Source organism: Flavobacterium sp. Root901 (assembly GCF_001429765.1).
GTDB lineage: Bacteria > Bacteroidota > Bacteroidia > Flavobacteriales > Flavobacteriaceae > Flavobacterium.
The window spans coordinates 169,944-186,795 of record NZ_LMJB01000006.1 but is presented as its reverse complement, the minus strand read 5'-3'; the positions used below and the strand labels follow the sequence as shown (position 1 = coordinate 186,795).

15 protein-coding genes are annotated in these 16,852 nt (G+C 34.8%); 7 read left to right on the top strand and 8 right to left on the bottom strand.

Going from position 1 to position 16,852, the window contains the following annotated elements; translation table 11 throughout:
• Positions 1 to 21 precede the first annotated feature (21 nt).
• A complete protein-coding gene (locus ASE21_RS10235; RefSeq protein WP_057123172.1) occupies positions 22 to 792 on the bottom strand; it encodes a hypothetical protein in 771 nt (256 codons plus the stop codon).
• A gap of 235 nt (positions 793 to 1,027) precedes the next feature.
• On the opposite strand from ASE21_RS10235, the gene ASE21_RS10230 reads away from it, so the two are divergent.
• On the top strand, positions 1,028 to 1,534 hold the full coding sequence (locus tag ASE21_RS10230; RefSeq protein WP_057122564.1) for a GNAT family N-acetyltransferase: 507 nt from the start codon (positions 1,028 to 1,030) through the stop codon (positions 1,532 to 1,534).
• 5 nt (positions 1,535 to 1,539) lie between these two features.
• Positions 1,540 to 1,695, top strand: a complete 156-nt coding sequence (locus ASE21_RS21840) for a hypothetical protein (RefSeq protein ID WP_157848776.1) — start codon at positions 1,540 to 1,542, stop codon at positions 1,693 to 1,695.
• A gap of 215 nt (positions 1,696 to 1,910) precedes the next feature.
• Here ASE21_RS21840 and ASE21_RS10225 read toward each other — a convergent pair whose 3' ends face one another.
• From ASE21_RS10225 to ASE21_RS10215, 3 genes are all read right to left on the bottom strand, one after another.
• Positions 1,911 to 2,294 carry a DUF3037 domain-containing protein gene (locus ASE21_RS10225; protein ID WP_057122563.1) on the bottom strand — a complete coding sequence of 128 codons (384 nt, stop codon included), beginning with the start codon at positions 2,292 to 2,294 and terminating at the stop codon, positions 1,911 to 1,913.
• Complete coding sequence (locus ASE21_RS10220) at positions 2,284 to 3,066, bottom strand: HipA family kinase (RefSeq protein WP_057122562.1); 783 nt, start codon at positions 3,064 to 3,066, stop codon at positions 2,284 to 2,286. Before ASE21_RS10220 ends, ASE21_RS10225 begins: the two co-directional genes overlap by 11 nt.
• A gap of 342 nt (positions 3,067 to 3,408) precedes the next feature.
• The gene (locus ASE21_RS10215; protein ID WP_057122561.1) at positions 3,409 to 4,266 is read right to left on the bottom strand and encodes an NAD(P)H-hydrate dehydratase; all 858 of its coding nucleotides are present in this window, start codon (positions 4,264 to 4,266) and stop codon (positions 3,409 to 3,411) included.
• A 307-nt stretch (positions 4,267 to 4,573) separates the two neighbouring features.
• On the opposite strand from ASE21_RS10215, the gene gcvT reads away from it, so the two are divergent.
• The 3 genes from gcvT (at position 4,574) to ASE21_RS10200 (ending at position 8,776) form a co-directional block, all read left to right on the top strand.
• Positions 4,574 to 5,656 (top strand): glycine cleavage system aminomethyltransferase GcvT, encoded by a 1,083-nt coding sequence (gcvT, locus tag ASE21_RS10210; RefSeq protein ID WP_057122560.1) that lies wholly within the window; start codon positions 4,574 to 4,576, stop codon positions 5,654 to 5,656.
• Positions 5,657 to 5,841: 185 nt separating this feature from the next.
• On the top strand, positions 5,842 to 7,872 hold the full coding sequence (locus ASE21_RS10205) for a carboxy terminal-processing peptidase (RefSeq protein ID WP_057122559.1): 2,031 nt from the start codon (positions 5,842 to 5,844) through the stop codon (positions 7,870 to 7,872).
• 190 nt (positions 7,873 to 8,062) lie between these two features.
• Positions 8,063 to 8,776, top strand: coding sequence for a YebC/PmpR family DNA-binding transcriptional regulator (locus ASE21_RS10200; RefSeq protein ID WP_012024626.1), 714 nt, complete (start codon positions 8,063 to 8,065; stop codon positions 8,774 to 8,776).
• Between the two features lie 272 nt (positions 8,777 to 9,048).
• Here the strand turns inward: ASE21_RS10200 and ASE21_RS10195 are convergent, their stop codons facing one another.
• From ASE21_RS10195 to ASE21_RS10185, 3 genes are all read right to left on the bottom strand, one after another.
• Positions 9,049 to 9,930, bottom strand: coding sequence for a LamG domain-containing protein (locus ASE21_RS10195; RefSeq protein WP_057122558.1), 882 nt, complete (start codon positions 9,928 to 9,930; stop codon positions 9,049 to 9,051).
• A 565-nt stretch (positions 9,931 to 10,495) separates the two neighbouring features.
• Complete coding sequence (locus tag ASE21_RS10190) at positions 10,496 to 11,536, bottom strand: PLP-dependent cysteine synthase family protein (RefSeq protein ID WP_057122557.1); 1,041 nt, start codon at positions 11,534 to 11,536, stop codon at positions 10,496 to 10,498.
• A 70-nt stretch (positions 11,537 to 11,606) separates the two neighbouring features.
• Complete coding sequence (locus ASE21_RS10185) at positions 11,607 to 13,742, bottom strand: S9 family peptidase (protein ID WP_057122556.1); 2,136 nt, start codon at positions 13,740 to 13,742, stop codon at positions 11,607 to 11,609.
• Between the two features lie 69 nt (positions 13,743 to 13,811).
• Here ASE21_RS10185 and ASE21_RS10180 point away from each other — a divergent pair, with 69 nt between their 5' ends.
• Positions 13,812 to 14,132 carry a YbaB/EbfC family nucleoid-associated protein gene (locus ASE21_RS10180; protein ID WP_057122555.1) on the top strand — a complete coding sequence of 107 codons (321 nt, stop codon included), beginning with the start codon at positions 13,812 to 13,814 and terminating at the stop codon, positions 14,130 to 14,132.
• Between the two features lie 145 nt (positions 14,133 to 14,277).
• Here the strand turns inward: ASE21_RS10180 and ASE21_RS10175 are convergent, their stop codons facing one another.
• Positions 14,278 to 15,297, bottom strand: a complete 1,020-nt coding sequence (locus ASE21_RS10175) for a threonine aldolase family protein (protein WP_057122554.1) — start codon at positions 15,295 to 15,297, stop codon at positions 14,278 to 14,280.
• Positions 15,298 to 15,687: 390 nt separating this feature from the next.
• Between ASE21_RS10175 and prfB the strand changes: the two genes are divergently transcribed.
• Positions 15,688 to 16,786 (top strand): peptide chain release factor 2 gene (gene prfB / locus ASE21_RS10170; RefSeq protein WP_128414685.1). Its coding sequence is split into 2 segments (ribosomal slippage): positions 15,688 to 15,750 and positions 15,752 to 16,786, totalling 1,098 coding nucleotides; the frame shifts between segments, so codons are not numbered across the junction.
• Positions 16,787 to 16,852 lie beyond the last annotated feature (66 nt).

Below are 16,852 nucleotides of genomic sequence, written 5' to 3'. Positions count from 1 at the left end.
TCGATTTATTAAACTAAAACTTTACTTCCTCGTTCCCAACAAATACAAAATCTTAGTTGACCCAGATTTTACTCTTCCAATTTCCCAGTTAAAATTTGCTGCATTGTTTAAATTAGCAACCAGAGCATTCATTTCGTCTACAGAATACGTTCGTAAAGAAGAAACCACGCCATCCCACAAAATCAAAATGGGCACAATCGGAATCAGGTATGTAAAAATAATCCGTCCGATATGAAACGGTTTTATAAACGGTGTGGTCAGTAAAACTGTGATCGGTGAAAAAATCATCGCCAAAATACTCTGAAAGCTTCTCTCCTGCCCTTCAAAAATCGCGATGGAACTATTGGTATCAATTGCATTCTGCAGAATCTGCTGTGCATCTTTGGGTCTAAAATGATGCAGGGATAAAAACTGAGTCCGGAGTCCGTTTAGGTTTTCGGGAACATTTCTGGCGTCAACTCTGGTTTTTATAAATTCGAAATTATCGGCTTGTTTATGAGTGTGTTCAAACGCCGGAATATTCGGAAAATAATCCGTCAGCAGAATTTTTAATTTGGGTTTTTCTTTTCGTAATTCTTTATTCAGCCAGATTAATCCTCCTCCTCCTCCAGAGCCTAGATCTATTATCTGATTGGTGTTGGTTTCTCTTAACCCTTTATCTATAATTGGCACAATTCCTTTATACATTGGAGTTTTATTAGAAAGGAATTGAAGAAAATCGGTCATATAATTTCTTAGGAAACCGGGTAACCAATTTTGATCTTCAAATTCGAACAAATGAATTCTTGCCATATTTTTTTTGTTTTCAGACAATCACAAATTTCAATAATTTTTCAGTTATTTCCTTGCATTAATTTAAAATAAAAAAATCATTTTCAACTGTCTCCCGCATTAGTCTGAAATTCTGTTCTAATTCTGTTTCGCTTTAGTCAAAAAAACTCCGAAAATTGCTCAAGCCATTTCTTAATATCCTAATTTTGTCGTTCCGGCTAAAGCAGGATACTATTTATACATTCTTATAAAAAATATGATTACAAAAGCATTACCCGAAGATATTCTGGCCTTAACAGCCTTAATTAATTCTGCTTACAGAGGAGAATCTTCAAAACAAGGCTGGACAACAGAAGCCAATCTTCTGGAAGGAAAAAGAACCAATGAAGCCGAATTGACGGAAATCATTACTAATCCGAAAAATACGATTCTGAAGTTTACGGAAAATGATACAATTATCGGTTCAGTATTACTTGCAGCAAAAGAACATCAATTGTATTTAGGAATGCTTACGGTTTCTCCTGAACTCCAAAACAGCGGAATCGGAAAAAAAATGCTGGCCGAAGCCGAAGTTTTTGCAAAATCTTTGGGATTGACTTCGATTGTGATGACGGTAATTTCGGTTCGTGAAGAATTGATTGCCTGGTACAAACGCCACGGTTACGCAGATACAGGCGAAAGAGAAGCTTTTCCTCAAAGCGAAATTCATGTTACAATTGCTGAAGAACCGCTCGAGTTTATTTATATGGAAAAGAAGCTTTAGTTTTATTGTTTCAGGTTTCAGGTTTCAGGTTTCAGGTTTCAGGTTTCAGGTTTCAGGTTTCAGGTTTCAGGTTTCAGGTTTCAGGTTTCAGGTTTCAGGTTTTTTCAGGTTTCATGTTTCAGGTTTCAGGTTTCAGGTTTCAGGTTTCAGGTTTAACCTAAAAGTTTCCACAAAGTTTGTCATTTGGACGAAGGAGAAATCCCGGCGGCAATATTCTACAAAATTAAAAACTTTGTAGAGTTACTTGTGGAGATTTATCCTTTCGAAATGACAAAAATGAGACTAAAAATAAAAAATCATTTTAATCATTTTAATCCTTTTAATCTGTGGCCAAAAACCTTTTAACCCTTTGGCGCTATGCCAATTTAAACCTTCCCTAAAGAACCAGTTCTTCAAACAATCTCTGAATCGTTTTTTCTAAATCCTGACACAAACCCGGATGAGGTCTTGATGTTTGAATCGCAGAACTTCTAATTGCCGTTAACCATCGAAAACGTTCCGGAATTTCAAATTCTGCAATTGGTCCGCCGTCTTTGGCTCCGTTTGCGATTTTCTCCAATGAAGTTAAATTGCATTCTAACTGTTCGATATCAAAATCAGCAGAAAGTGCTTGTATTCTCTCTTTATTAAGATGAAAAAGTACTTTTATAAACTTGGCTTTTTTGCAAAACAAAATGATTCCGATATTCAGGAATTCTTCGCGCTCTACCCTTGGCACAACACGAATCACAGCATATTCGTATAATTGATTATCTTGCATTGTGAGCCTGATTTACAAATATTTCTGAATTCTCTAATCTTGTCTTTAAAAACTGCAGATAAACGTTACGCAAACCTTCCGGTGTTTCATCTGCATCTTCCCACTGCAGCCAGTCCAGCGGAATCGTATTTACAATTTCTTCTAAAATCTGCGGTGTTAAGATGGCTTTAAACTCAGCATCGACTTCTTTTAAAAGTGAAGCCTGCGGCAGTAAAACGTGATCTTTTATCAATGCAAACGGACTTTTGGCATGCTGCTCCCAATTGTTCCAGGAATGATGAAAATACAAACATGCACCGTGATCAATCAGCCATAGTTCTTTATGCCAGATCAGCATATTGGTATTTTTGAAAGTTCTGTCAACGTTGGTGATATAAGCATCGAGCCAGACAATCTGCGAAGCTAATTTGGCCTCAACAGTTGTAACAGCCGGATCGAAAGTAATAGCGCCCGAAAGAAAATGAAGTGCCAGATTTAATCCCTGACTTCCCTGCAGTAAATCCTGAATTTCTTCGTCAGCTTCGGTTCTTCCAAAAGCTTCGTCGAGATTGGCAAAAACTAATTCAGGCAATTGTAATTTTAAAGCTTTTGCGATTTGTCCGCCAACTAATTCGGCTATAAGTGCTTTTACGCCGTGACCGGCTCCTCTAAATTTTAATACGTATTTAAAATCGTCATCGGCTTCTGCTAAAGCGGGTAAAGAACCGCCTTCACGCAGCGGCGTTATATAACGCATGACGTTTACCGTTCTGAGATCGAAGTTGTTTTTCATATTACAAACTTACAATTTTTTGATTTTAGATTTTAGAGGGCAGATTTTAGATTTTTTTCTAACCGCAAACGCAAAGATTGACGCTAAGAATTAATTCTGATATGGAAATAGCTCGCAAAGTCGCGGAGGCGCAAAGTTTTTGTTTCACGCAGATTTAAAAAGATTTAAGCTGATGCTGCAGATTATTTATTCTCATTTTTTGTCCTCCTGAGCAAAGTCGAAGGATCGCATAGTTATTCCTCAAAGCATGCCGACTTCTTTGCGGAGCTACTCGTGACTCTTCGACTTCGCTCAGAGTGACAAACTATACAAAAATTATCTAATTATCAAATTGACAAATTATCAAATTGACAAATTATCTAATTCAAGAAAAGCCTTTCCTAAATACTTAATAATAGTTGAAGCCGTAAAAGATTCATAACCAAATTTTGGCAGCGCTAAATCGGCTGTTAATCCGTGGAGGTAAACGCCAAGTTTAGAAGCATATTTGGGTTCGTAACCCTGCGCTAAAAGGCTTGTCAGGATTCCGGTTAAAACATCACCGCTTCCGGCAGTTGCGAGTGCTGCGTTTCCGGTTGTGTTTTCGTAGACGGAAGTTCTGTTGATGATAAATGTTGGCGCGCCTTTCATGACAATTATGACTTTATATTTCTCTGAAAAAGCAATTGTTTTTTGGAATTTCTCCGATTCTGAATTCCATTTTCCGATTAATCGTTCCAGTTCTTTTGGATGAGGTGTGAGGATTGTATCTTCGGGTATCAATTCCAGCCATGATAAATTTTCTGAAATGATGTTTAAGGCATCTGCATCAAGAACTAAAGGTGCTTTATTTACTCTTAAAAATTCAAATAAAGCTTTTTGTGTTCCGAGTTCTTTTCCGATTCCCGGACCAATTCCAACTGCCTGCGGAATTAAAGGCAAATGAACATTGGTAATAAAATTTGTGTTTTCATCTGTAACTGTCATTACTTCCGGAATTGCGATTTGAAGGATTTGATAACCGCATTTTGGAATAAAAGACGTTACAAGTCCGCAGCCGGATTTAAGACAGGATTTTGAAGCTAAAATCGCTGCACCTATTTTTCCGTAACTTCCGGCAATTATAACCGCATGACCCTGGGTTCCTTTGTGCGCTTTGGAATCTACTGGCTTATATAGTTTTAGAATTTCTTCTTTGGTGATTAAATACGGAGATTTCATTCGGGTTGTTTAATTATTGTGGTTGTTTTGAAACACATACAATCATGGTTTCTTTTTGCAGAAAGGCGTTTCAGTTGTCTTTTTATACACTAAAGTTACAGAAAAATTTGAAATCATGAATTCTTCTTTTGAAAACGTTTCCCCTAGCCCTGATAGGAGCGGCATCCTTTTTGTTTTTTCTTTAAAAACAAAAAGATATAGCGGATAGCAGGAAATAGCTCCTGATTATTGCGAAATTTATAATTTCAGACATTTAAATTAGATATTTTTTGAATAGATTTGCAAAACAATTTTATAAAACAACACAATGAAAAATACTGCGCTTACGCACATACATGAGAGTTTGGGAGCGAAAATGCTGCCTTTTGCTGGTTACAACATGCCTATTACTTACGAGGGTGTAAATGCTGAACATGAAACGGTTCGTAATGGTGTGGGCGTTTTTGACGTTTCGCATATGGGTGAGTTTTTGTTAACAGGTCCAAATGCTTTGGCTTTGATTCAAAAAGTGACTTCAAATGATGCTTCGACTTTGACAATTGGAAGAGCGCAATATTCTTGTCTGCCAAATAATGAAGGCGGAATTGTAGATGATTTGATTGTTTATAAAATAAAAGAAGAGCAGTATTTGTTAGTAGTAAATGCTTCAAATATTGAAAAAGACTGGAACTGGATTTCATCTCATAATGATCTGGGAGTTGAAATGAGAAATCTTTCTGATGATTATTCTCTTTTGGCAATTCAGGGACCAAAAGCGGTTGAGGCAATGCAGGCTTTAACTTCTGTAGATTTAGCTGCGATTGCCTATTATCATTTTGAAGTGGGTGATTTTGCCGGAATCGAGCATGTAATTATTTCTGCTACAGGTTATACTGGTTCTGGCGGATTTGAAATTTACTGTAAAAACAACGATGTAGAACAAGTTTGGAACAAGGTTTTTGAAGCAGGAGCCGCTTTCGGAATTAAACCAATCGGCCTTGCTGCGCGTGATACTTTACGTCTTGAAATGGGATTCTGCCTTTACGGAAACGATATTAATGATACTACTTCTCCTCTTGAAGCAGGTTTAGGATGGATTACTAAATTCACAAAAGACTTTACTAATTCTGAAGCTCTTAAAAAACAAAAAGAAGCTGGTGTTACCAAAAAATTAGTTGCTTTTGAAATGCAGGAACGTGCAGTGCCAAGACATGATTATGAAATTGTCGATGCATCGGGAGAAGTTATTGGAATTGTAACTTCTGGAACAATGTCGCCTTCTATGAATAAAGGAATTGGATTAGGATATGTTACAGTTGCTAACAGTGCTGTTGACAGTGATATTTTTATCAGAATCAGAAAAAATGACGTTGCTGCTAAAGTGGTAAAATTACCTTTTTATAAGAAATAGATTTTCGACTCTAAAACTATTATAAAAATGCATTACGATTTACGAATTGTAATGCATTTTTTTATTGACTGGACTTAGAATTTATAGAGAAATTATACTAATTTATATGTAAGATTTTTTAGAAAAAATATAAATCATTTTCAAAAAATTAGCGTAATTTTAATTTAAATGCTGACGTTTTACCCATGAACAAAATTTTGCCGTTATTTTTACTATTTACCACTTTACTATTTAGTCAAAATAGCGCTGAAACGTGCCAGATACTTAACAAAATAAACACCGTAATTCAGACTGAACATTTAAGACCTAAACCTGTCGATGACAGTTTATCTGTTTTTGTGTTTGATAATCTTATAAATGAATTAGATCCTTCGAGAAACATTTTTTTTAAAAGTGAATACGATGAAATGGCCGCCAAATATCGTTTTAAACTCGACGATTTGATACTTGAAAACGACTGCAGTTTTTTAACAGATATTACATCCAAATATATAAATGCCTTAATAAGAACTAAGGAAGTTCTTGAAAAAATTCAGGCAACCGCATTTGATTATACTAAAAAAGATACTATTCGCTTTTATAAAAAATCATTTCCGTTTTACTTAAAAAAAGAAGATTTAGAGAAAGTATGGCGAAAAAAACTTCGTTATCAGATTTTAGATGATATTGCAGAAACAAGTGATAATCTGGATTCTATCAAAGCTAATTTTAGTTCGATTGAAGCCAAGTCTAAAAAACTGATTGTTTCTAATGAAATATGCCGTTTTTCGACACTTCTGCAAACAAAGACCAAACAGAATGAGAATTTATATAACTTTTTCTGTACCTATTTTGATCCTCATACAGCTTATTTTAGCGACGACTCTAAATCGAGTTTTGTTGCTTCATTATCCAAAGAACATTTGTCGTTAGGAATGACAGTTAATCTTAATGAAAAAAACGAAATTATTGTTCACGAAATTGATCCAAATGGTCCGGCGTATCAAACAGGCCAGATAAAAAAAGGCGATCAGATTATTTCTGTTTCCAACAATAAAGAAACGCTTCAGGTTTCTTGTGCTTCGCTGGAATCAATTTCTACTATGATTTTATCCGAAGCTAATAAAAGTTTGACCCTTACACTCAAGAGAAATTCAGGTAAAAACTTTGATGTCTACATCGAAAAAAAGGTGATGAAGGATGAAGAAAATTCGGTTTACAGTTTTATTATTGGAAAAGAAAGTAAAATTGGATATATAAAAATTCCGAGTTTTTATGCTGATTTAGATGGAAACAGCAGAAAAGGCTGTGCAGATGATGTGGCAAGAGAAGTAATGAAACTGGAAAAAGATAATATTAAAGGCTTAGTTATTGACCTGATTGACAACGGCGGCGGTTCGATGGAAGAAGCCATAAAACTGGCCGGAATGTTTATTGATTACGGACCAATTTCTATTGTTATTGACCATACTAAAGAAAGATCTGTCATCAATGATCCTTACAGAGGAATGATTTACAGAGGCCCAATTGTGATTTTAGTGAATAGCAACACGGCATCTGCAAGCGAATTTTTCTCTTCTATTTTACAGGATTATAATCGTGCCCTTTTATTAGGAAGCAGTACGCTTGGAAAAGCTACCATGCAGACGATTCTTTCGCTTGACGAAAATAAAAATACTGATTTCTTAAAAATTACAATAAATAAATTTTACAGAGTTACCGGAAAAAGTCATCAGTACATTGGTGTAACACCGGATGTGATTCTTCCTGAATTTTATGAAGATATTTACCAAAAGGAAAGCGATTTTCCGACAGCAGTAAAAAATGACAGTATTGAATCGTTTTTAAAGTACAAACCTTACGTAAAACGTGCTTTAATAGATAAACTGGCTAAAAACAGCACTTTGCGACTTGCTAATAATTATTATTTTAATGATATTAAAAAGATCAATCAAAAAATTGATCAGCTGGTTAATACGCCAAAAGCCGAAATTCCAATGACATTGGATGCCGTTTTTAAACAGAAAAAAAATGTAGATTCACTGTGGACAGAAATCAATACTTTTAATGATGAAAATAATCCGCTGGATATTTATAATTCGTCCGTAAATCAGTTTTTATTAGGTTCATATCATAATGACAAAACGATCAATCAATACCAAATGGACAATTTAAAAACAAATCCATACCTCAACGAAGCGGTAAATATTATAAATGACTTTAATTTTTCGAAATAAGGATTTTTGTTTCAGGTTTCAGGTTTCACGTTTCAGGTTTCAGGTTTCACGTTGACACAACTTTACAACATTCCGTAAAACTTGAAACCCGAAACTTGAAACTTGAAACAAATAAAAAAAAATTAAATTTTTGATTTTGGATAAATAAGGAATAACCTTTATTTTTGCATCACAAAACTAAAAATTAGAAATGGGAAGAGCGTTCGAATTTAGAAAAGGAAGAAAAATGAAACGTTGGTCTGCAATGGCCAAAACATTTACCAGAATTGGTAAAGACATCGTTATGGCTGTTAAAGAAGGCGGTCCTAACCCTGATGCCAATTCTAGATTAAGAGCTGTTATACAAAATGCGAAAGCGGCCAACATGCCAAAAGATAATGTTGAGCGCGCGATAAAAAATGCCAGTAACAAAGATACTGCTAACTATAAAGAGATTTTGTTTGAAGGATACGCTCCTCACGGAATCGCAATTTTGATCGAAACTGCATCTGACAACAATAACAGAACAGTAGCAAACATCAGAAGCTATTTCAACAAATGCAACGGTACAATGGGAACTCAGGGTTCTGTTGAATTTATGTTTGATCATACCTGCAATTTCAGAATTGCAAAAGACGGCATCGATGCTGAAGAACTAGAACTGGAATTAATTGATTTTGGTGCAGAAGAAGTTTTTGAAGACGAAGACGGAATCCTGATCTATGCTCCTTTTGGAAGTTTTGGTGCTTTACAAAAAGAATTAGAAAACAGAGGTTTAGAAATCTTGTCTTCTGGTTTTGAGCGTATTCCGCAAATTACAAAAGAACTGACAGAAGCTCAAATCGCTGATGTTGAAAAATTAATCGAGAAAATTGAAGAAGATGATGACGTTATGAACGTTTATCATACAATGAAAGAAGAATAATTTTATTCTTTATATTAAAATTAAAGGCCCTTGATATTTCAAGGGCTTTTTTGTTTGTTAAAGTTTATTTTTAAAGTAAGAAAATCAAATAAACTATTAAATTTGCCAATACCTGATTTTTACACCTTAAACAAAACAATATGAATACATCAAAATACACAAGATTTGCCGTAATTATTTTGGTAATCTTATTTGTAGTACTTAGCGTTATTAGCTAAAAAAAATAAAAAGCCTTCTGATTTCAGGAGGCTTTTTTTATAAATGATATAATTTTAATTGGAGACTTTAATTAAATAAGTTCCTTCCGGCAGATCTCCGATATTTGAAGCGTTAGCTCCTATAATTTTTTTACCCTGCGAAAAAACCTCAACATTTTTGACAACTTTATTTGTTTCGCTTGCCGGAGCTGCTGATTTAGCCGGAGTGCTTGCAGCTGCTGCAGCCACTTTTTTAACAGGACCAGAAACTGCTTTTGTTTCAGCCGCTGCAGAACCAGCCGGTTTTGAGCTGTTATAAGCTTCTATAACCTGCTCGTCTGTCATCGCCACGCTATATACTTTAAGATCATCAATATCAGCATTGATACTTGTTGTGTTATTTAATTTTCCCACACTTAAAATATAACCTTTTGTGGTGCGTACAATTCCGTCTACCGATTTTAGCAATTCACCATTACGGTAAATTTTCGAAACATTACCGTCATATGTAATGCAGTACATATACCAGATTTCCTTAGTAAGAGGCACAGAAGCCACAACGTCATTTCCTGCTCCCCAGCCTGACAAAACCGCATCAGAACTGCTCCCGGCTCCCGCCTGTTGTACCAACCCGAAATATTGTGCATTTGCAGCAGTACCGTAGGCTAAAATATAATTGGGAGTATTTACAGCATTATATTTTACCCAAACAGAAATTGTTCTGGGTTTATTACCCTGCGGAAGATCGCCCACTACAGCCTGAAAAGACTTGTTCGTAAGTCGCAACGCTCCTCTGGGAGTTCCTGCTCTGTCATTTACAAAAACGGGAGAGCCTAAAAACGAAATCGTATTATCAGAACTATTTAAATTGCCATTGAAATTAAATTCCTGAACCGGATTTTGCGAATTAGCATTTAAAAAACTTACAAACATTAAAGTGAGTAATATTTTTTTCATATATATTTAAATTTTACAGAATATTTTCAGTGTGAGTAACTATTTGTCTGGCATACTTTTAAAAACTGCCAGATTATATCATTACAAATTTTAACTCATTATTTTTATAAATTTTGTTAAAACTATAATTTTATTTCAGCATCACCAAACGATTCTTACATACAATTATATAATTCTCACAAAAATAAAATCATCTACTCTATCCATTTTTTAATTATATAAAAAAGCAATTAGAGAAAAAAAATAAAAAATCCTTCCGGACTCAGAGCACTTCCGTTAATTCTGATATATAAAAACTAATTTAGAATGAATAAAAGAGCTTCTTTGGAAGTTTAATCCTTTACGGGTGCATTTATATAATTTCAGTAAATTAGTTCCTTAAATAGCTCGATAATAATCTTTAAACAACTCATTTAATGATTTGTATGCTGCAAATGAAACTTATGTAAATTATTAAATATTATAGCATTTAAAATTCCATCATCATTTCTGGACTTAATAATCAGACATAAAAAAAACTCCATTCTTATTGAATGGAGTTTTCATTTATTTTAAAAATAGATTTCTATTTTACGAATTCAATTTTTTGAGTTTCTTCTTCATTAACACTGTCAAAGAATCCTTGTTCATTCATCCAGTCATCACTAAATACTTTACTCATGTAGCGAGAACCATGATCCGGGAAAATTGCAATAATATTACTGTCTTTAGTAAATTCACCTTCTTCTGCATATTGTTTGATAGCCTGCATTACTGCTCCTGATGTGTATCCTACAAACAAACCTTCTTTACGGGTAATTTCTCTTGCAGAGTGTGCACTTTCTTCATCGGTAACTTTCATGAATTTATCGATGATGTCAAAATCTGTTGCAGATGGAATTAAATTTTTACCCAAACCTTCAATTCTGTATGGATAAATTTCTTTGCTGTCAAATTCTCTTGTTTCATGATATTTTTTCAATACTGATCCAAAAGCATCTACACCTAAAATTCTGATATTAGGATTTTGCTCTTTTAAGAATTTTGCTGTTCCTGAGATAGTTCCTCCGGTTCCGCTGCAAGCAATAAGATGTGTGATTTTTCCTTTTGTTTGTTCCCAGATTTCGGGACCTGTAGTATTGTAATGGGCATCAATATTTAACTGATTAAAATATTGATTAATGTAGACAGAACCTTTTGTTTCTTCATGTAAACGTTTTGCTACATTATAGTATGATCTTTCATCATCTGCAGAAACGTGAGCCGGACAGACATAAACTTTTGCGCCCAGGCTTCTCAGCATGTCAATTTTATCTTTGGATGATTTTGAACTTACAGCCAAAATGCAATTGTAACCTTTGATAATGCTTACCATTGCCAGACTAAAACCCGTATTACCTGATGTAGTTTCTATAATAGTATCACCTGGCGAAAGTATTCCTTTTCTCTCGGCTTCTTCAATAATATATAACGCTATTCTATCTTTTGAGGAATGACCTGGATTAAAAGCTTCTACCTTTGCGTAGAAATTTCCTTCTAACTCTTCGGTGATTTTATTTAGCTTAATAAGCGGGGTATTACCTATTAATTCTAAAACATTATTATAAGCGTTTATTTCTTCTTTCATAAAAAAATAGTTAATCAAAGATGTTTTTTAAACATCCCGATAGGTTGCAAATTTAACAAAAAATTTCTAATTAGCTTTTAATTTTTTCTAAATCTAATAAAAAACTAAATTCTTTTGCTAAGTCTTTTAAAGCCTCAAAACGTCCTGAAGCCCCGCCATGTCCGGCATCCATATTAGTATCTAAAAACAATTGAGCATCATTTGTTTTTAAATTCCTTAATTTTGCCACCCATTTAGCTGGCTCCCAATACTGTACCTGAGAATCGTGCAATCCTGTAGAAACATACATATTAGGATATTTTTGCGCTTTTACATTATCGTAAGGTGAATACGACAGCATATAATCGTAATATTCTTTCTTATTCGGGTTTCCCCATTCATCATATTCTCCTGTTGTCAGCGGAATACTGTCATCCAGCATTGTTGTAACAACATCTACAAAAGGCACCTGAGCAATAACTCCATTGTATAACTCCGGAGCTTCATTTACAATAACTCCCATTAAAAGACCCCCTGCAGATCCACCTTCAGCATAAAGATGTTCAGGCGAAGTGTATTTCTCGTCTATTACAAATTTAGAGCAATCGATGAAATCTGTAAAGGTATTTTTCTTTTTTAACAGTTTTCCGTCTTCATACCATTGTCTTCCTAGGTCTTCTCCTCCTCGAATATGGGCGATTGCATAAACAAATCCACGATCCAGCAATGAAAGTCTTGTCGAAGAAAAATAAGTGTCCATCGTAATTCCGTACGAACCATAGGCATATAAAAGCAGCGGATTTTTTCCGTCCTTTTTTAATCCCTTTCTGTAAATCATCGAAATTGGTACTTTCACTCCATCTCTTGCGGTTGCCCAAACGCGTTCTTCGGTATAATTTTCTTTATCAAATTTTCCGCCCAGAACCTCTTGTTCTTTTAGAACTTCTTTGGTTTTGGTTTTCATATTGAAATCGATAACTGAAGACGGCGTCGCCAGTGATTGATAGCTGTAACGCAAAATATCAGTATCAAAATCAATATTTGTTGTGGTAAAAGCATTATAAGTTTCGCTTCCGAATGGCAGATAATAATCCGGCTCATCATTCCAGGGCATAATTCTGATATGATTTAAGCCATTTGAGCGTTCTTCTACAACTAAATAGTTTTTGAATATCTCAATATCTTCTAGCAAAACATCGTCTCTGTGTGCAATTACATCGACCCAGTTATTTTTACCTGTTTTATTTTCAGGCGTTTTCATGAGTTTAAAATTGGTTGCCTTGTCTTTATTTGTTAAAATATAAAACGAATCTTTATAATGCGAAATACTGTATTCTAAACCACGGACACGTTTTTGAAAAACCTCAAATTCTCCATCCGGATTATCGGAATTTAAAATTCTATATTCTGTTGTTAAAGTACTTGAAGAACCAATAACAATATATTTTCGTGATTTTTCTTTACTTACCGAAACATTAAAAGTATCATCTGTTTCATCATAAACCAAAACATCTTTTTTAGAATCTGTATTTAATTTATGTCTGAAAACCTTATCAGATCTTAACGTAACTTCGTCCTGTCTGGTGTAAAAGATGGTGTTGTTATCGTTTGCCCAGACAGATCCGCCTGTGGCATTTTCGATTTTATCAGGAAGGATTTCTCCTGTTTCCAGATTTTTGATTTGAACTGTATAAATTCTTCTTCCAACAATATCCGTCCCAAAAGAAGCAAATTTATTGTCCGGGCTTATACTTAAACCGCCAAGTTTAAAATACGCGTGACCTTGTGCCATTTCATTACAGTTGAACAAAATTTCTTCATCTGCCGAAAGGCTTCCTTTTTTTCTGGCAAAAATGGGATAGTCTTTACCTGTTTCAAAACGTGTGATATAAAAATAACCGTTGTAGAAATAAGGAACAGAAGAATCATCTTCTTTAATCCTGCCTTTCATTTCTTCATATAAAGAGGCTTGCAGCTCTTTTGTATGAGCGGTCTTTTTTTGATAATATTCGTTTTCTTTGTTAAGATAATCGATAACCTCAGGATTCTCTCTGTCGTTTAGCCAGAAGTAATTGTCGATTCGGGTTTCTTTATGTTTTTTTAGCGTTTTTGGTATCTGCCTGGCCTTTGGAGCTTCTATATTGTCTTGCATTGATTGAGCATTTATTTTTAAATACGAAGGAGCAAAAATAGTACATACGCAACAGAACAAAATTAATATTTTCATAAAATATTCTATTGAATTAATAAAGCAATATACTAATTTTGTATGAAATAATTTAAAAATCAACAAAAAATGGATTTAATGGGAATGATGGGTAAACTTAAAGAAGCCCAGCAAAAAATTGAAGATACAAAGAAACGCCTTGATACTGTTTTAATTGACGAACAAAGCGCAGACGGATTATTGAAAATTACAGTTACTGCAAATAGAAAAATAAAATCAATCTCTGTTGATGATTCTCTTTTAGAAGATAAAGAACAACTGGAAGATTATTTAATCGTAACCTTAAATAAAGCTATCGAAAGAGCTACAAGTGTAAACGAAAGAGAACTTGATGCTGTAGCAAAAATGGACATGCCGATGATTCCCGGAATGGATAATTTGTTTAAATAAGGTTCTGAGATTCTGAGGTGCTAAGGTACTAAGATGCTAAGGTTTTCTTCCGTAAATTCAAACATTGGTGCATAAAAAAAGACGCACAGCTGTGCGTCTCTACATTAAATCTTAGAACCTTAGCATCTTAGTACCTCAGCCCCTTTTAAATTTTCGAAAACATTTCCAACACATAAGTATGCATTACTTCTTTGTAATCTAAATGGGTCACTATTCGGAGTTTGTTATGTCCTAAGGAACTTATTAAAATGTTTTTCTGTTTTAATTTTTCAATCAAAAGCTGATCGCTGTAGCCTTCTGCCAAAGAAAAAATCAAAATATTGGTTTCTACTGGTTCTACGGCAGAAATCCATGATTTTGTGCTTAAAATTGCTCCAATTTCTTTTGCTCTTCTGTGGTCTTCTGCAAGACGTTCAATATTGTTTGCCAACGCATATAATCCGGCAGCGGCCAAATAACCCACCTGACGCATTCCGCCTCCAAGTATTTTTCTGATTCTTAATGCTCTGTGTATATCTGCTTTGCTTCCTAATAAAACGGAACCAATTGGAGCACCTAATCCTTTAGAAAGACAAACCGAAATAGTATCGAAAATGGCTCCAAATTCCTTCGGATTCTGTCTTTTTGCTACTAACGCATTCCAAATTCTAGCTCCATCTAAATGGAATTTTAAACTATTGGCATCGCAGACTTTTTTTATTTCTTTTAAATCATCTAATTCGTAGCAGGCTCCGCCGCCTTTATTGGTCGTGTTTTCTACACAAACCAAACTTGTTAACGGACTATGATAAAATTCGGGGTCATTAATTGCAGCGGCAACCTGGGCCGCATTTATCATTCCGCGGTTTCCGTCAAGCAGACAGCATGAAACGCCGCTGTTAAAAGAAACTCCTCCTCCTTCATAATGAAAAACGTGTGCATATTTATCAGCAATTAATTGCTCTCCGGGCTGTGTATGAAGTTTAATTGCGGTTTGATTCGCCATAGTTCCAGACGGAAAAAAAAGTCCAGCTTCCATACCAAAAAATTCGGCTACTCTTGTCTCTAATTCGATAACTGTAGGATCTTGTTTGTATACGTCGTCGCCAACCTGAGCGTTAAACATATACTGCAGCATCTCGTAGGATGGTTTGGTAATGGTATCGCTAATTAAATTTATTTCCATATAAAACTATATCTTTTTTGGACAGCAAAATTACGTATTACTGTTAGTTATTAATCCCAAGTTTTAATAAATTTTAACTTGTGAATTACCATAGAACCAAATTAACGTAATATTTATAAAAAACATATAAAACTACCATTAATAATTCAAAAATTATTTGCAGTTTTTGAAACTATTTTTTGTCCCGGGAAACTTCATTTTCCGTATATCCGTGAAATGCGGAACTTAAGCAGCCAGAAGGATAAATCTCTTTTGCTGATTTTCTCCATTAAAATTTAATGCTGTATTCTAAAAACTAAATCTTATTTTTGTAAAACAAAATTACGCACTACTATTTTGTGGAAATTAGCGTAATAGCAACAAAAACACTTAAAAACAAGTTATTAATTTATGACAACAGCCGAACAAGTAAAAGGTATTGTGGAGCGCCTTGGTGCGTTGAGGAGGTATCTTTGACGTTGATGCCAAGCTAATCGAAATTGCAAACGAAGAAGAAAAAACTTTTGCTCCGGATTTTTGGAACAATCCAAAAGAAGCAGAAAATCTTGTAAAAAATCTTCGAAACAAAAAAAAATGGATTGAAGATTATGATAAAGCCGTAGCTCTTACAGATGAATTACAGCTGGCACATGATTTTTATAAAGAAGGGGAACTTTCTACAGAAGAGTTAGATGAACAATACAATATAACTCAAACCCATATTGAAAATATCGAGTTTAAAAACATGCTTTCTGACGAAGGTGACAGTTTAAGCGCCGTGGTACAAATTACTGCAGGAGCCGGAGGAACTGAAAGCTGCGACTGGGCCGGAATGCTAATGCGTATGTACATGATGTGGGGCGAAAGTTATGGCTATAAAATCAAAGAACTTAACTTTCAGGAAGGTGATGTTGCCGGAATTAAAACCGTAACTTTAGAGTTTGAAGGCGATTATTCTTTTGGATATTTAAAAGGCGAGAACGGGGTTCACCGTTTGGTTAGGATTTCTCCTTTTGACAGTAATGCCAAACGCCACACTTCATTTGTGTCTGTTTATGTTTATCCGTTGGTGGATGACAGTATTGAAATTGACATCAATCCTGCAGACATCGAGATTACAACTTCCCGTTCAAGCGGTGCCGGAGGACAAAATGTGAATAAAGTGGAAACAAAAGTTCAATTGGTTCATAAACCAACCGGAATCCAGATACAGTGTTCTGAAACAAGATCACAGCAAGACAACAGACAGCGTGCCATGCAAATGCTGCGTTCTCAGTTGTATGAAATTGAATTAAAGAAACAACAAGCACAACGTGCTGATATTGAAGCCGGAAAAATGAAAATCGAATGGGGTTCGCAGATTCGTAATTACGTAATGCAGCCTTATAAATTAGTAAAAGACGTTCGTACAGGTTATGAAACAAGCGATGTTGACGGTGTAATGAATGGAAATATTGATGGTTTCCTAAAAGCCTATCTTATGATGATGGGACAAAAGGAAGAAGAATAATTCTAACGTTTTTCAGTTCGCAGTCGCAGTTTTCAGTCACAGTAACCTGAAACTTGAAACAATAAC

Bases quoted from the DNA above. Each gene is read 5' to 3' on its own strand.
- ASE21_RS10235 (WP_057123172.1), bottom strand. From the start codon at position 792: ATGGCAAGAATTCATTTGTTCGAATTTGAAGATCAAAATTGGTTACCC.
- ASE21_RS10230 (WP_057122564.1), top strand. From the start codon at position 1,028: ATGATTACAAAAGCATTACCCGAAGATATTCTGGCCTTAACAGCCTTA.
- ASE21_RS10225 (WP_057122563.1), bottom strand. From the start codon at position 2,294: ATGCAAGATAATCAATTATACGAATATGCTGTGATTCGTGTTGTGCCA.
- ASE21_RS10220 (WP_057122562.1), bottom strand. From the start codon at position 3,066: ATGAAAAACAACTTCGATCTCAGAACGGTAAACGTCATGCGTTATATA.
- ASE21_RS10215 (WP_057122561.1), bottom strand. From the start codon at position 4,266: ATGAAATCTCCGTATTTAATCACCAAAGAAGAAATTCTAAAACTATAT.
- gcvT (WP_057122560.1), top strand. From the start codon at position 4,574: ATGAAAAATACTGCGCTTACGCACATACATGAGAGTTTGGGAGCGAAA.
- ASE21_RS10205 (WP_057122559.1), top strand. From the start codon at position 5,842: ATGAACAAAATTTTGCCGTTATTTTTACTATTTACCACTTTACTATTT.
- ASE21_RS10200 (WP_012024626.1), top strand. From the start codon at position 8,063: ATGGGAAGAGCGTTCGAATTTAGAAAAGGAAGAAAAATGAAACGTTGG.
- ASE21_RS10195 (WP_057122558.1), bottom strand. From the start codon at position 9,930: ATGAAAAAAATATTACTCACTTTAATGTTTGTAAGTTTTTTAAATGCT.
- ASE21_RS10190 (WP_057122557.1), bottom strand. From the start codon at position 11,536: ATGAAAGAAGAAATAAACGCTTATAATAATGTTTTAGAATTAATAGGT.
- ASE21_RS10185 (WP_057122556.1), bottom strand. From the start codon at position 13,742: ATGAAAATATTAATTTTGTTCTGTTGCGTATGTACTATTTTTGCTCCT.
- ASE21_RS10180 (WP_057122555.1), top strand. From the start codon at position 13,812: ATGGATTTAATGGGAATGATGGGTAAACTTAAAGAAGCCCAGCAAAAA.
- ASE21_RS10175 (WP_057122554.1), bottom strand. From the start codon at position 15,297: ATGGAAATAAATTTAATTAGCGATACCATTACCAAACCATCCTACGAG.